Annotated in this window: 9 protein-coding genes; 6 read left to right on the top strand and 3 right to left on the bottom strand. The window is 66.3% G+C overall.

The features are described 5' to 3' along the window. Nucleotides 1–603 precede the first annotated feature (603 nt). The gene (locus tag OP18_RS28675) at nucleotides 604–1,470 is read right to left on the bottom strand and encodes a replication-relaxation family protein (RefSeq protein WP_033362196.1); all 867 of its coding nucleotides are present in this window, start codon (nucleotides 1,468–1,470) and stop codon (nucleotides 604–606) included. A gap of 1,137 nt (nucleotides 1,471–2,607) precedes the next feature. Between OP18_RS28675 and OP18_RS28670 the strand changes: the two genes are divergently transcribed. Both OP18_RS28670 and OP18_RS28665 read left to right on the top strand, forming a co-directional pair. Further along, on the top strand, nucleotides 2,608–6,189 hold the full coding sequence (locus OP18_RS28670) for an NACHT domain-containing protein (protein WP_033362195.1): 3,582 nt from the start codon (nucleotides 2,608–2,610) through the stop codon (nucleotides 6,187–6,189). A 277-nt stretch (nucleotides 6,190–6,466) separates the two neighbouring features. After that, entirely contained in the window at nucleotides 6,467–7,540 is a 1,074-nt protein-coding gene (locus tag OP18_RS28665) for an AbiTii domain-containing protein (RefSeq protein WP_033362194.1), read from the top strand. 644 nt (nucleotides 7,541–8,184) lie between these two features. Here OP18_RS28665 and OP18_RS28660 read toward each other — a convergent pair. Together OP18_RS28660 and OP18_RS28655 are read right to left on the bottom strand one after the other, a co-directional pair. Further along, nucleotides 8,185–8,760 (bottom strand): HD domain-containing protein, encoded by a 576-nt coding sequence (locus OP18_RS28660; RefSeq protein WP_033362193.1) that lies wholly within the window; start codon nucleotides 8,758–8,760, stop codon nucleotides 8,185–8,187. Continuing rightward, nucleotides 8,757–9,881: a helix-turn-helix domain-containing protein gene (locus tag OP18_RS28655; RefSeq protein WP_033362257.1), complete on the bottom strand. Its 1,125-nt coding sequence runs from the start codon at nucleotides 9,879–9,881 to the stop codon at nucleotides 8,757–8,759. Before OP18_RS28655 ends, OP18_RS28660 begins: the two co-directional genes overlap by 4 nt. A 213-nt stretch (nucleotides 9,882–10,094) precedes the next feature. Between OP18_RS28655 and OP18_RS28650 the strand changes: the two genes are divergently transcribed. The 4 genes from OP18_RS28650 (at nucleotide 10,095) to OP18_RS28635 (ending at nucleotide 13,760) form a co-directional block, all read left to right on the top strand. After that, the gene (locus tag OP18_RS28650) at nucleotides 10,095–10,460 is read left to right on the top strand and encodes a hypothetical protein (RefSeq protein ID WP_052387505.1); all 366 of its coding nucleotides are present in this window, start codon (nucleotides 10,095–10,097) and stop codon (nucleotides 10,458–10,460) included. A gap of 160 nt (nucleotides 10,461–10,620) precedes the next feature. After that, on the top strand, nucleotides 10,621–12,033 hold the full coding sequence (locus tag OP18_RS28645) for an APC family permease (protein ID WP_052387504.1): 1,413 nt from the start codon (nucleotides 10,621–10,623) through the stop codon (nucleotides 12,031–12,033). Then, nucleotides 12,030–13,049 carry an acetamidase/formamidase family protein gene (locus OP18_RS28640; RefSeq protein ID WP_052387503.1) on the top strand — a complete coding sequence of 340 codons (1,020 nt, stop codon included), beginning with the start codon at nucleotides 12,030–12,032 and terminating at the stop codon, nucleotides 13,047–13,049. Before OP18_RS28645 ends, OP18_RS28640 begins: the two co-directional genes overlap by 4 nt. Nucleotides 13,050–13,055: 6 nt before the next feature. Continuing rightward, the gene (locus tag OP18_RS28635) at nucleotides 13,056–13,760 is read left to right on the top strand and encodes a GOLPH3/VPS74 family protein (RefSeq protein WP_033362192.1); all 705 of its coding nucleotides are present in this window, start codon (nucleotides 13,056–13,058) and stop codon (nucleotides 13,758–13,760) included. The last annotated feature ends 180 nt before the right edge of the window (nucleotides 13,761–13,940 follow it).

The raw sequence follows: 13,940 nt of genomic DNA, 5'->3' as shown, positions 1-13,940 counted from the left end.
GACTCACAGCTGCTGTCAGCCGAGCGCTGTGAGCGGCGGACAGCGGCTGTGAGTCCGGAGGTATCGCCTGTGAGCGAAGGGCGAGGTAGCTTCCGTGCTCGGTGCTCAGGCGGCGACCAGTGCTGCTCCCGGCATTCGCCGCGCCTGGCGCTGCTGCTTGGTTGAGAACCAGCCGGTGAAGCGGCTCCGGGTAGTCGTTACGACGGCGCGGCCGACCGCCGGTTCCATTCGTGCTCGGTCGGCTGGAGCACTGGGATGCGGACCGTCCGGCTGTCGCCGTGCGAGGTGCAACGCCCGTTCCGCGTACCAGGAGGCGTCGCACCGCCCCCGCCGCCCGGCGCAGGCGAGGTTGGTGCAGTTCCCGTCACGGTCGGGGCGGTGGGCGGCGGCGACGTCGACGGCGAGCTGCCAGAGCAGCACGTCGACGACATCAGCGGGCGGCCGGCGCCGCCCCGACGGCCGGGTGCGTGGGTGCGGTGTGTACGTCATCGACGGCCTCCTCGAATCAGCGGGCTGGAGACCGCCGTCCGGGCCAGGGCCTGGGAGGCGCGTCCATGGACCGGACGGCGGCGTTGTCGATCGACGCTTGACTTTGCATATTGGTCAAGTCGTGTCCGCGTGGGTGGGCGGGATGAGGTCGGCGAGGCGGCGCGGGGCGCCGGGGTGGCGGTGCAGCCACCACACCGGCCCGGCGGGGTGACCGCCGCCGGCCGCGCGGTGCACGGCGGTAGCGACCGGGTACCGGACCCCGGCCTGCGACAGGTGCTGGTGCAGGTGCCGTTCGCGGGCCTGGGAGGGCAGCCAGAACAGCACCGGCCAGACCCGGCGGGTGACCCGGGCCAGGTCGAAGTAGCCGTCGAGCTTGTCGACCAGCCGGGTCAGGGGCCGTTCGGTGCCGGTGTCGAACTCCAGGAAGAACGGCACGCTGCGGGCACCGTCGACCCAGACGCCGTGCCCATCGGGGCGCGACGTGGGTGTGTAGGTGCGGACGTTGATGTCGTCGCCGTCCTGGGCGAACGCGCCCATGTTCTGGCAGCGTGCGGCCGGCCACCACCTGACAAGGGCGGTGTGGGGGTGGGTGCGGGCGTGGCCGGCGAGGTCGGTGAAGAACCCGTTCGTGCCGAGCAGGTGCGGCAGGTTGGCCCGGTTGGTCAGGTGCCACCGCCGTCGGCGGGCCTGGTCCCGGCGGGGGAGATCGTCGCCGCGTTGTGCTGCGACGACCTCGACCCCGAGCTGGGCTAGGACGTAGTGGTAGGGGTAGGAACCGCCGTCGGGCTTCTGCGGCCGGAACCGGTCGAGCACACCGATGCGGGTGAGCGTCCGGAGCCGCTCCTGGGCGAAGTCCAGCGACGGGAACAACGCGTCGGCGATCTGGAACGAGGTCAGCACACCGTGGTCGGCGAGCCAGCCGAGCAGGGTGTGGTCGCGGTCGGTCAGGTGCGACTGCACCCGCAGGACCGGATCGGTCACCAGGCACCACCGCCGATGCGTACTTCCACCCAGGACAGGACCCGACTGGACGGGTCAGTCGCAGCGGGCCCGCAGCTGCTGACAGCGGCCACAGGCTGCGCTGTGAGCCTGACCGAGGGGTCCATGCGGGGATCCGGTTCAAGACGGAGGTCAGCATGGACTGCCGGCGGGACACCCGCACGGACAGTGAGCCGGGGACGGTCACCGCTTGAGCGGAGGCTCGAACGGATCGGATGAGGGGCAAACACAGGTCTCCTCGTGAACAGCATGGGTTGGTGTTGGTTGCGTCGGCCGGTTTCAGGGCAGGGGGTTCCCTGCCGGGTTACGCCAGGCCGGGCGGTTTGCGGTGCAGGTCGTTCCACTGTGGATTTGTCAACGCACGGCGCCACCGGCATGCCGGGGCAGTGGTAGGAGAGCAGGGTCGAATCCGCGGCCACGGGGAGCGTGGTCGCGTCAGGCGGAGGATCGTCGATGACGACATCCGGTTGAGCCGTTGGCCAGCGCCGCTGCATCGGTCACCGGGGTCGTGTCGACCGCATGTGTGCCGGTGCAGGGTTTACGGATCAGCTCGCGGAGCGCAGGTCCTTCATCTGGGCCTCCTGTCGATCAACGCGCGTAGTGGACGTGGCCACGAGACCGGGCACTGACGACAACGGGCGCTCCCACTGGAGCGCCCACAGATCAGCCAAGATATGTGGCCCGGCGACCGAGGTCGCCGCACGGGGACGTACCACCAGTAGGCAGCCACGGCACCATCCCGGTCAATAAGTCGATCATAACAAATTTATAACGCATATTGAGCTTCGTGCTAATTGGTGCTAATGCGGTTCGCGGAGTGTTGACGGGTCATGATTCGTGCTGCGCCGTCCAAGCCTTCCGCAAGCGGATCTCTCCGGTGACAGCCGTCCGGCGTCTGGCTAAGGCAGCGAGCGCCGAAATCCGCAGCGACCGCTCGGCCTGCCGTAGTCGGCGGACGATGCGGCGTCTGGATGACCAGCCGCAGTTCCCGGATCCGATGCCGCGAGCTGTGCGTGCCCAGTGTGACGGCACGCTGCCTGTCGTAGGCGTGGATGTGGCCGGCATAAATGCCGTCCGCGGCGAATTTATTTTGTCGTACTCCCGAGGCATGATGGCTGGATGTCGACCAGGGTGGCGGCGCGAGGTCCGCTTGGCGGGTCCGAGAACGAGCAGGGTGGTGACTTCCGCGCGGACTACGCGGCTCACCTCGCGGCTCATGGACTTCGTGGTTTGGACGTCGAGATCAGCGGTGACGAGCGCACTCGTGGACGTCCGTATCTGATCCGGGCCGAGGTCGACGAGGACGTTGACGATCTGGAGGTCGTCTTCGACGGCGGGCGGCGTGTCCTGTTGCAGCTAAAGAAGTCGTTGGACCTAGCGATTTCGGTCGACAAGCCCTTTCGCAAGGTGATCGACCAGTGGGTGCAGCAGGTCGTTTCCAACCCGGATGATGACACTCCTCTGGTCGTTGTGGCCGCGTCAGGCTCGGCCGAGATCCAGCACTTGGCCGATGCGCTGGACCGCCGGCGGGACCGTCATGCTTCGTTGCCGTCGCCGTCGGAGAAAAAGGCGCTCACCAAACTGGACACGGCCTTGGCAAGGCTGGCACCTGCAGTGCGCGACGCTGTGCTCGACCGGGCTTCCGTCACTGTCTTCCCGTGGCACGCACGCCATGGCGGTCTGTCTATCTCCGTAGCGATGCTGGACGGCAATGTGGTGGCTGCTGGGCAGGGTGGAATGGCCGTCGGAGAGCTGGCGAAGGCACATCGCAAGTCGGCCTCGCTTCGCAGCGGGCTCGACTTCGATCAGTGGGTTGACCTCCTAGCCGGCCGCTTCACGCTGCTCACCAACGGAGCCGCGAGCGCGGCAGCGAGGAAGATCATCGAAGACGCAGCCGTGCGCCGCTACTGCGAGCGGCTCGGAAATCCTGGCAGTATCGATTTGCTTTCCGTTGGGGCGGACCTGCCGCCGATCGAGGCCGATATCCGCTGTTGGGTCAGCGCCGTCGATGGCGAGGACAAAGAAGTCGAGCTCGACGACTTCTTCCGCCGCTACGGGCGCGTGCTCATGATCGGCGCACCGGGATCGGGTAAGTCCACGGCGCTGCGTGACGTAGCTCAGCGTGAGGCACACCGTGGCTGGTGCCTGCCCGTCCTGATTGACCTTCGCCGGCTGCTTCAGCCTGTGGCCCTGGGCCGGGAGCACCTGCCGATACTTGAGTTGCGGGGCAACCCGCTAGATGAGCTTGCAGCGATGGCTGTCGAGGCTGCCGAGCCGGAAGATCGTCCTGTTCTGACCGAGGCGATCCGACGGTCAGCTGGGCAGGGAAGGCTGCTGCTTTGTCTGGATTCGTTGGACGAAACCCGCAAGCATCGCCGGGAGGTGGTGAGCTGGATCCGGCGGCTCGTGTCCGCCCTGCACGTCGATTGTGACGTACTTCTAGCAACGCGATCCAGTGCCCATGCTTCTGCTGCGATTCTCGGATGGACCGGTGCTCGTCTTCTCGGCCCGCGGTGGCCTCGGGCAATAGCCGAGCCGATCATCCATGCGGTCGCGCAGCGCGACGGACGTGACAGCGTGTGGGTCGGTGCACGGCTGAGGCTTCTTGATGACCAGCTGACTCAGACCCCGTACCTGGGCGAGACGCCGCTGTTGGTCACCGCCCTAGCGCTGGAGCTTTGCGCCTCCGGCCGCTCTGTGCCGACATTTAGTAAGGCTGAACTCATGGACTCGGTCTCACGTCGGATCGCGCTCGACTGGGAACGCCGAAGCGGGCGGGGCGGAATCAGCATGCCAGACCTTCCCGACCGCCAGATCGAGGCAGCCCTTAGCGACGCACTATCAATCGTCGGTTGGGAATGCGTTACGTCCACCGGATCGCCCCCTGAGAGCTACCTTCTTGCTCTTCTCAGTGAGCGGTTTCACGCCGACCAGGGTCTTCCTCTCGGCAAAGCGCGAATCCTGTCCGAGTCATGCCTGGACTTTTGGGATGAGGCCGGCGTGCTCGTCCGGGACGACGAGGGTGGCCTGAACGCACGGGCCCGCAACGTCGTCGAAGCTTCCGCAGCTCGTCACCTCGCCGATGCGCCGCTGGCCGCCCGTGCGTTGTTGCTCGGCCAGGCCATCGCAGATCCCGCAATGACGCACGTCCTGACCATGGCAGTCGCGCTCAACCCGGAGGTCCTAACCACAGCGGTGGATCTCCTCTCAGCCGAGGACAGCATCGACGTGCTTCTCGCACTGGCCGACGGCGTGCAGTCGCGGCAAAACGCGCCACAAGATGCGATTTCCGAACTCATAGCAAGTTTGAGTGCGATGGCGGCACGTGGTGACGAAAGGGCGCTGGAGGCGGCCGAGGCGATCTGCGGGCTACCCGCTTCGCTGACAGCCCGCAGTCGCATACGAGAACAGGTGCGCGGGCTGGTGCCTCCGCATCAGCTGCCGGTGTGGGAGGCGATGCTGGCACACCGCTGGGATGAGCCCGACGCCCTCACGCTCTGTCTCGATGTTGCCATGTCTCCGCCCGAAGACGACAGCGAGCCACCGCATATAACCGAAGACGGCATCTTCGATCTGGGCGGTCGGAGCGCACACGACGGCCCCCTCGAAGCAGCCATGCTCGGCGCAGCGATGCGCCTGCCGTCGGGCCAACCTGACGCGGCACAACAGATTCAGGAGGTCGCCTACAAACGCTGCGATCACCGCATCCGCGCGCAGATTGACGGCCTCTTGGCCGCGAAGGGCTATCAACTTGTCGATCGAAGCCGTGAGACTACGCTCGACGGCATAGAAGCCTTTATTGCGCGCAGCCGGCAGGAAAAAGCGTGGCTGTTGGAACGGCTCAGCGAACTTGGTCCATTGCGCCCCTTGAAAGCTGTCGAGCGTAGGCGCCTGAACAACGTGGGTCGAGTTGTACACGGCCTCGCCTACATGAAACTAGAAGCTGGCGCGATAGGCAACGCCATCCGGAGGTACCCCGCCGACTTGACTCGCATGATCAATTTCGTTGTGGACTGCGGCGGCTTGGACCGGTCCACCGTGGCGTCCGAGGCCATCGCACGATTGCAGGAGCCCGAAGGTGATGTCGCGCTTCTCTGCGAACTTCCTCGATGCAGGCTGACGCATTGGGATGTGATTGACGTCCCTGAGACTCTCATGTGGTTAGGTGATCTCCTCCGGAAGGGCTACCTCTTGGCCCGTCAAAGTCAGTTGGCTCTGAGTCAAGTGCCCGGCGAATATCGTCCCCAGGCATTGAATCTGGCCCGGACTGCCGCTGAGAATCAGGCGGTGCCCACCCGGAATCGCTTTCTTGCGGCCCAGCTGGCTTGCTACTTCAATCGCGACGCCATGATCGACCGATGGCGCGATACGGCAGACCCGGTGCTTCGCAGCTCAGTGATGAGCGTACTTCGTGAGCATCCAGAACGGCAGTCGATCCTTCTTGGCGGGATACGTGACACCGACAACCTGGTCAGGGTCGATGCGGTCGAAGCTCTCACCGACGCCGACCTCGTCCACGAGCGAATCCTAGAAGCCCTGCGCTATGCATTGGCGAATGAGTCATCGAGCACGTGTCAATACTGCGGCCTTGGAGGTCAAACTGGCGAGGAGCGAAACTGCTCACAATGCGAACTTGCATTGCCTGATCCACAACGTTTGATCAGGCAGAAACTGAATGCTGCCGCGAAGTTCGAGGTCTAGCATGCGGGCTTGGATTGGTTCGTGTACGGCCTGTGCGTCTGCTCCTGCCTTCGACTAGGCGTCGCGGCCACCATCAACACACGCTCCGTGCACCGCCCCGGGGGACCCGCACCACGGGGTGGCCTGCCGCAGGCGGACATCATTTTGGACGGGGCATGGCGGCAAGCAGGCACGGCGCCGCCCCTGCCTTCAGGCCTGGGCACTTGCCCCCGCCCGATCAAATCGTGGGTTTCGCGAAGAGGCTGGCCCGTAGGCCTGCGGCGATGTTAATGGGAGGATGCTCGACATGGCTCACAAACGGGAAGGCATCCTTGCCCAGATCGAAGCTGGCGTAGTTGATGACTCCGTGCCGCTCGCCTCACTGCTCCAGAAGTGCATCGTGCTCGGTGGGCAGGCCGGATCCGAGAAGATGCGGGACTGGGCCCGCCAGGAGCTCAACGGCTATGGTGGTGACCCGGTACCGGATTACCGGCGAATCACTACGACATTGGTTGCCAAGATCACGAACTCGGCAGGCTACAATCCGATCACCCAGAGGATTAGTCCTTCGATATTCCCCAGCAAAATCATTGACTTTATGCGCACTCAGGATGCAGACCTGGAGGTGGCGATCCTGGGCTCCGGTGTCGGCGAACTGGAAGCGCTGGCAAACTCGGCAACGAGCGAGCATCACTTCATGCCCGGCTGGGCGGACATCGTAATCGACACCCTAAATAAGTACAACGTGGCATATAACAGCAGGGTGCAATACGTCTACTGGCCAGTGACCGATGCTGCGCTGCGGGGCGTGATGGTCCGTATTCGAACCGCATTTGCTGAAATGGTCGCCGAGCTAATCGCGTTAACCCCAGTTTCCCAGGAAGTGCCGGACCGGGCGGCCGTAGACCAGGCAGTCCACTTGGTGATCACTGGCGAGCGCAACACGATCATGGTCGCCCCTCAGCAAGCCATCGGCGAGTATCCACGGCAACGTCTAGGAGCAGCGATGCACAACAATCACATCGGGTCGATCAGCGGCGGGTCGGGTATTCAGATCGGCAACACGCAGGCCACGCAACACGTGAACGTGGGCCTCGATCAAGCGGCGCTGCGCGAACTCGTCGCCATGCTGCTGCCGCAACTCAGCCAGTTCGGTGACGCCGAGCCGGAGGCCCGAGCGGCGCTTGAAGAGGTCGCCGAGGAGGCCGAGTCAACGCATCCGAACCAGAGTCGCGTGTTCGCGGTGCTCACGAGGGTATCCGAGATGGTGGTGCCCGTCGGCGCGCGGATGGCGGTCGAGTTCCTCAGGTACCGACTGCAGCAGTGGGGCGTGCTGCCACCGCTTCCGGCGTCGCCGCCTCCCGCCTCGTAGGCTCTCCGGTGTTGCCCGGCCGCCGCCGCGCAGCCTAGCCTGCACGTTTGGGCCGGCAGGCGATCGGAACCCCATTTCACGGTGGCGAAAATCTCCGACGAGTTGACCGCGTCGGTCAACTCAGTAAGCCGACTGCCCGCGATTCGGCCGCCTTCTCTGCCATCAGGGATGGCGGGCCGCGGGCAGCGGGAAGCGCCCACCACTTGGATACTATGCAGTCGATCGATCATAAGTTCGCATATGCCGTGATGCGAGCGGTAACTCGTCGCGCCTTTTAACAATTTCGATTAACCGACCAGTCTTTCGACAGGTCATCGACAATTCCAACGCATCGGGCTACGGCGTTTGAGTAACGAAGGTAACGAAGGTTCTAGTCCGGCTTCGGCTCGTGCCGGTCACGACCACGGCGGAGCTCATCGATCATTTGCTGGAGTCGCTGCTGGTTCGTCACACCGATCATCGCTGCGCACAGAGGTTCACGGGCAATGCGTATACTCTTGCCACAGATCGAACGCGCCGGTCGGCTGGCGCTCGTCTAAGGCTGTGCTCGGCAATAAAGTTCGGTCGGCGTGGTGCCGAGACCAGTGCCGTACTTCGTGGTGCACGCACCAGATTGAAGCGAACAGCGACCGCTGTTGGGTGACTCAATCGTGCGGACCAGCTATGAGCCAGGCCACGGGATCGCCGGCGATGGCGGCGTCTGCGAGGCGGTGGGCGGAGTCCGTCTTGAGGGCGGCGCGGCAGTTGTCGATCCATGACTGGACCGTGGTGACGCCTTGGCGCTGGTACTCGATGGCCTGCACCAAGCATTCCAGCTTGTCGGCGTCGCGCGCCACGATGGCCTCGGGGGTGATGCCCGCCTCGTACTCCGCCACTGCGGAGGTGATCGTGTCCGCGACCGGCGGCGGGCAGGCCGCGACCTGGTCGGCGGTGACGCTGGTGTTGTCGGTGGTCTGGACGTACCGCTTGCCGATGCGGGAGATGTCGCCGACCCTCGTCTCCTGCGTGTCGTGCAGGACGCACATGAGGGCGACGCGAGCGGCGTCGACGCCTTCCATCGCCGCGAGTACGGTCCCGGTGATGGCTGTCCGGAATGAGTGGTCGGCGATGGATTCCGGCTCGCTGATCCCGGCGATCCACCAACCGGTCCGCTTGGCTCGCTTGAGCATGCCGACCTCGAAGATGAAGCGCATCGCCCCGGCTGCGTCGGTTTCGGTCATCGCCCCGTCCCTGGCTCCCGGACCCCGCTCATCCGAAGTCCGTAGAGGATGGACGTTAGCTCTCGGCGGGACTGCGGGGAAATCATGTCGGTGTCGAGCACTTCGGCCGCGCGCCGCAGCAGCTCGGTGCCGAGGTGAGGCTCGTCCTGCGCCAGGTGCTGCCGAGCGGTCAAGAGTGCCCACAGACTGTGGATGTTCAGGTCGACGAACGGATGGTCCGCATCGAGTCGCTCGACCAAGTGCCGCAGAAGCCGTCCGCCACGCCATGACAGCGCCGGGTCCGGCATGAACGTGTCGTGGTGTTGGCGGTGCCTCACGTCGCCGACCCAGTACGCCGAATAGTTCAGGCCGGCCAGTTCGCACGCGTCGTCTGGGTGGGCGCGTGCGATGAAGTCTCGCAAGGGTTGGGGATCTCCGTGCTTGGCCAGGGAAGTGGCGATCGATCGGGCGTCTGGCCACATCGGTGACCAGCCGTGGAACGTCGATGGGAATGTCGATCGTCGCGTCGAGCTGAGCCAGTCGGCTGTTCTGCCGGTGAGGTCGAGGCTGGCGAGGAAGCATGCTTGCCGGTGCAGCAGCATGTTGGTCGAGTCGCGCTGTCCGGTTCGGTCTGCGATGACGTGCAGATTGTCGAAGAACGCACGTGCTTCGGTGGATTCCAGTGACGGTGCGGATGGGCTCGGACCTCGTCGGTGAGCTGGCCGGTAGTGGCCTTGGAGACGGGCCGGCTCTTGACCGATCACCGCCCAGGCGAGCATCTCGGTCAGTGAGTGTGTCAATACGGTCCAACCGAGCGGGTGCTGATCAACATCGAGTGTTGCCGGGTCGGCATCGATGATCAGTTCGAGGAGGTAGTCCGCCTCGGCGGCTTCGTCCAGCATGCTGAGGAGCTGCGCGTCGGCGCCGAGCTGGATCAACTTGTGGCGGACAGCGATCGCTTGGCCGAAGCCTACCGAGGTGAACGGACGCCGACCGGACTCCCAGCTCTGCACCGTCGCGCGGTCGATGCCCAGGTGCGCCGCGAGACGCTCCTGGCTCGCCGGGACGGACTCGCGGATGAGTTTGAACATGTATCCGGTGACGGCGCCGCGTCGGGCCGCTGGCCCAGCCTTTGGTGGCATCTTCACCCCCGATGCGTACTCACAGTCGGCTATAGCGCGGCGATTCTACTGTTTGTGGAGAGCCGATTCGGCGTGAACTCGTACTCCCAGTGAGTTCATCGGCCAGTGCGTCGATCGTACCGTTCTTGCCATGGAAAGCATCAATCGGATCTGGATGCTGGCCGAACCTGACATTCACTGCTGCCGTTGGCTGTAACGGATTCGAGGACCACGATGTCGATCACCTTGTCGGACGCCGCTGCAGTCCAGGCGTCCTCGGCTACGCGCACCAGCCATGGCGCCGCCGTTGGGACGTACAGCCTCAGCTCGCTGTTGACGTGCGGCGGGTGCGACCGCCGGTTGCAGCCGTCGAGAACCGCGGCGGGTGAGCGGGTTTACCTGTTCCTGTGCGGTTGCCGCTGGCAAGCGATTGATGCCGGTCTTGTTGAGCGGGTGGTGCGGGACCGGGTTGAGGCTGCGTCGGTCGCATTGGTGGCCGGTGCGGCGGCCAGCGACTTGGGTCCGGTGTTCAGGAGCCTCTTCGTGGAGGTGCGGGTTGGTGCGGACGTTGCGGCGTTGACGTACCGCTGGCGGATCTAGGAGCCCTGTTCGCCGTCCCTGCGTTGGCTAAGGGCGGCGAACAGCCTGGATCGGCAATTTCACGTATTCGTTCGTTTGCGCGCTCAGGCGGTGATGCGCGCGGATGCGTCATGCCCGCCGGCTGCATGTCGGCGGCGTTGTTGACCAATGGGGAGGACGTATGAGCATCGAGCAGTCCGCGCCGGTGTACGCGAGCGGGCCGCCGAAGTCTGGCGAGTATCGGCCGGAGTTGCGGCGGACATTGGGTTTCAAGGATCTGGTGTTCTACGGGTTGGTCTACATGGTGCCGATCGCGCCGTTCGGGATCTTCGGCGGGGTGTTCCAGGCGTCCGGCGGGATGGTCGCACTTGCATACGTGATCGGCATGGTCGCGATGGTGTTCACGGCGGCGTCGTACGCACAGATGGTGAAGGCGTTCCCCCTCGCCGGGTCGGTCTACAACTACGCCGGGAGGGGGGTCACGGCGCCGGTCGGGTTCCTCGCCGGATGGGCGGTGCTGCTGGATTACCTACTCGTGCCGAGCCTGCTGTACCTGATCGCGTCGGTGGCGATGCACGCCACGGTCCCAGCGGTGCCGGTGTGGGCGTGGCTGATCGGGTTCGTGCTGTTCAACACCGTCACGAATCTGCTCGGCATCCGGATGACGGCCGCGATCACGCGCGTGATGCTCGTCGGCGAGGCGCTCGTACTGGCGGTCTTTCTCGTCGTCGGGGTCCGCGCGCTGCTCGCCGGCCGTGGCCGCGGGTTCTCGTGGGAGCCGCTGTTCAACGCCGGCACCTTCACGTGGCCACTCGTCTTCGGCGCGGTGTCGGTGGCGGTGCTGTCGTTCCTCGGGTTCGACGGCATCAGCATGCTGGCCGAGGAGAACAAAGGCGGTCCGGGGCAGATCGGCCGGGCGATGGCCGCCGCCCTCGGGTTGGCCGGGCTGCTGTTCATCGTACAGACCTGGGTCGCCGCGCTCCTTGTGCCCGACCCGGCTGCGCTGCTCGCGCACGGTGACCCGGACGGAGTGGCGTTCTATGACGCTGCCCGAGTCGCCGGCGGCGGCTGGCTCGCCACCCTCTGCGCGGTCGCGACAGCGATCGCGTGGGGTGTCGCGAACTCCCTGGTGGCGCAGGTGGCCACGTCGCGGCTGTTGTTCGCGATGGCCCGGGACCGGCAGCTGCCGTCGTTCCTGCGCCGGATCTCGGTCCGGTACGGCGTCCCGGCCAACGCGATCACCCTGACCGGTGTGCTGTCGGTCGGGATAGGGCTGTACATGGCGTGGCGCGAGGACGGGATCTCGCTGCTCGCCTCGCTGATCAACTTCGGTGCGGTCGCCGCGTTCCTCACCCTGCACGTTGCGGTGATGTGGCACTACCTGGTGCGGAAACGGAGCCGGAACCTGTGGTCGCACCTGCTGGTCCCGGCGGTCGGGTTCGCGATCCTCGCCTACGTGGCGGTCAATGCGAACGTCGCCGCGCAGCGCCTCGCGTTTGTGTGGCTCGGCATCGGTGTCGTCGTCCTGATCGGCCTGTACGCGGCCGGTCGCCGTCCGGTGTTTTCCGGTGTCGGGCAGGAGCCCCAGTCATGACCTCCGCTGAGATCGCAACCACGGCCGGTGTGGTGGACTTCGAGCCCGATGAGCCGGCCCTGTACACGTTCGGCGGTGCGGAGCCGGTGGCGATGCTGCGCCCCGGGCAGGTGCTGCGGACGTACACCGAGGACTGCTTCGGCGGGGCGGTGCTGACCGTGGACGACCTGCCGTCGAAGGTGTGCGAGGCGTTCAACCCGGTCACCGGCCCGTTCTACGTCCAGGGCGCCGAACCCGGCGATACCCTCGCCCTGCACGTCGTGTCGCTGGTCCCGGCCCGGGACTGGGCGATGTCGGCGACGTTCCCGCACTTCGGCGCCCTGACCGGCACCCGCACCACCGCCACGCTCCACCCGCCCCTGGAGGAACGGGTCTGGCAGTACGACGTCGACCTGGCCGCCGGTGTCGTGCGGTACCACGCGAGACGGTCAGACTTCGTGGTCGAGCTGCCACTGGATCCGATGCTCGGCACGGTCGGCGTTGCCCCGGCCGGCGGCGAAGTGCGTTCCAGCATCGTCCCAGACGCCCACGGCGGGAACCTCGACACCCCCGAACTCCGGCCCGGCGCGACCCTGTACCTCGGGGTCAACGTGCCCGGAGCGCTGTTCGCGCTCGGCGACGGCCATGCCCGCCAAGGCCAGGGCGAGGTGTGCGGCGTCGGGGTGGAGTGCGCGATGCGGGTCACCGTCGCCGTCGACCTCATCAAAGGTGTGCCGACGCCGTGGCCGCGAATCGAGACCGACCACCAGCTTATGTCCGTCGGTGCCGCACGTCCCCTTGAGGACGCGTACAGGATCAGCCAGCACGACCTCGTCACCTGGGTCGCCGACCTGACCGGCCTAGACCTGCTCGACGCGTACCAGCTGGTGTCGCAGGCGGGGCGTGCCGCGCCGGGCAACGTGTGCGACCCGAACTACACGATGCACGCCGCGATCGACACCGCGGTGCTGCACGGTGCCAGCGCGTACGGCGGCGTCCACCGCAGGCTGCGTGACGTGGCCCGGTCGATGTGGTGACCGGCGATGACATATCCGGCCTACGGTGCGCCGCCGCCGAACCTGCGCCAGCCGTCGCGGGTCGAGCTGTTCTTCCTGACCCACGCCGAGACCGGCGAACCCCTCGTGCACGGTGGCGCGCTCGGCGTGGCCCTCGCCGGCGCGGTACTGGTCGACGAACTGCTGCGGCCGGAACCGCGGATACGGCTCGTCGGTGAGCTGGTCGTGGTCACCACCTCAAGCTTCTCTGGTGATCCGGTTGCCGACTGGGCGGTCCGGACCCTTGACGGACGACGGATGTCGGCGTTGGAAACGAGCCGGCCGACGCAGCTGCGGGCGGCGCTGCGGGCGCTGGCCGTGGATGCGTACCAGCGCACGGCGGCGGGCCTCGTCGCCGGGGACCTCGTCCAGGAGGTGACCCGCCGGCGGGCACTCGGTGGGCGGCGACGGTACCCGCCGAGCGACGCGGCCGTCATCGCCCGGGTCCGGGGTCGGCTGTGCAGCGTGCTGACCGGCCACACCGCACCGGACCCGCAGACCTGCACCCTCGGCGGCCTGATGCTCGCCCTCAACCTGACCGCGGAGCTCTACCTCGACGGCACCGGCCTGGACCTCCGCGCCCTGCTCAGCTGGATGGTCGGCCGGGTCGGTGCCGAACACCCAGCCGTGCAGCAGGTCATCACGGCCACCGACCACCTCATCGCCGAAACCGCCGTGGCGGTCTACCGATGAGCCCTGCCCAGGTCCTCACAGCGGGCTGAACGTCCAGCGTCCCGGCCCAGGAGAGCCGGGGCGGCGGCGAACGGCCCTCCACCGTCAAGGGCTGCCGCCACCTGTCGCGGGGTGGCCCGCACCCGGAGCCTCCCCCAGGCCGGGCCACCCCGCGCCACCAGCCACACCGTCTGCCGTCCT

Source organism: Dactylosporangium aurantiacum (assembly GCF_000716715.1).
Lineage (GTDB): Bacteria > Actinomycetota > Actinomycetes > Mycobacteriales > Micromonosporaceae > Dactylosporangium > Dactylosporangium aurantiacum.
Note: the sequence above shows the minus strand (reverse complement) of the source record. Positions and strands in the feature narration are given on the sequence as shown.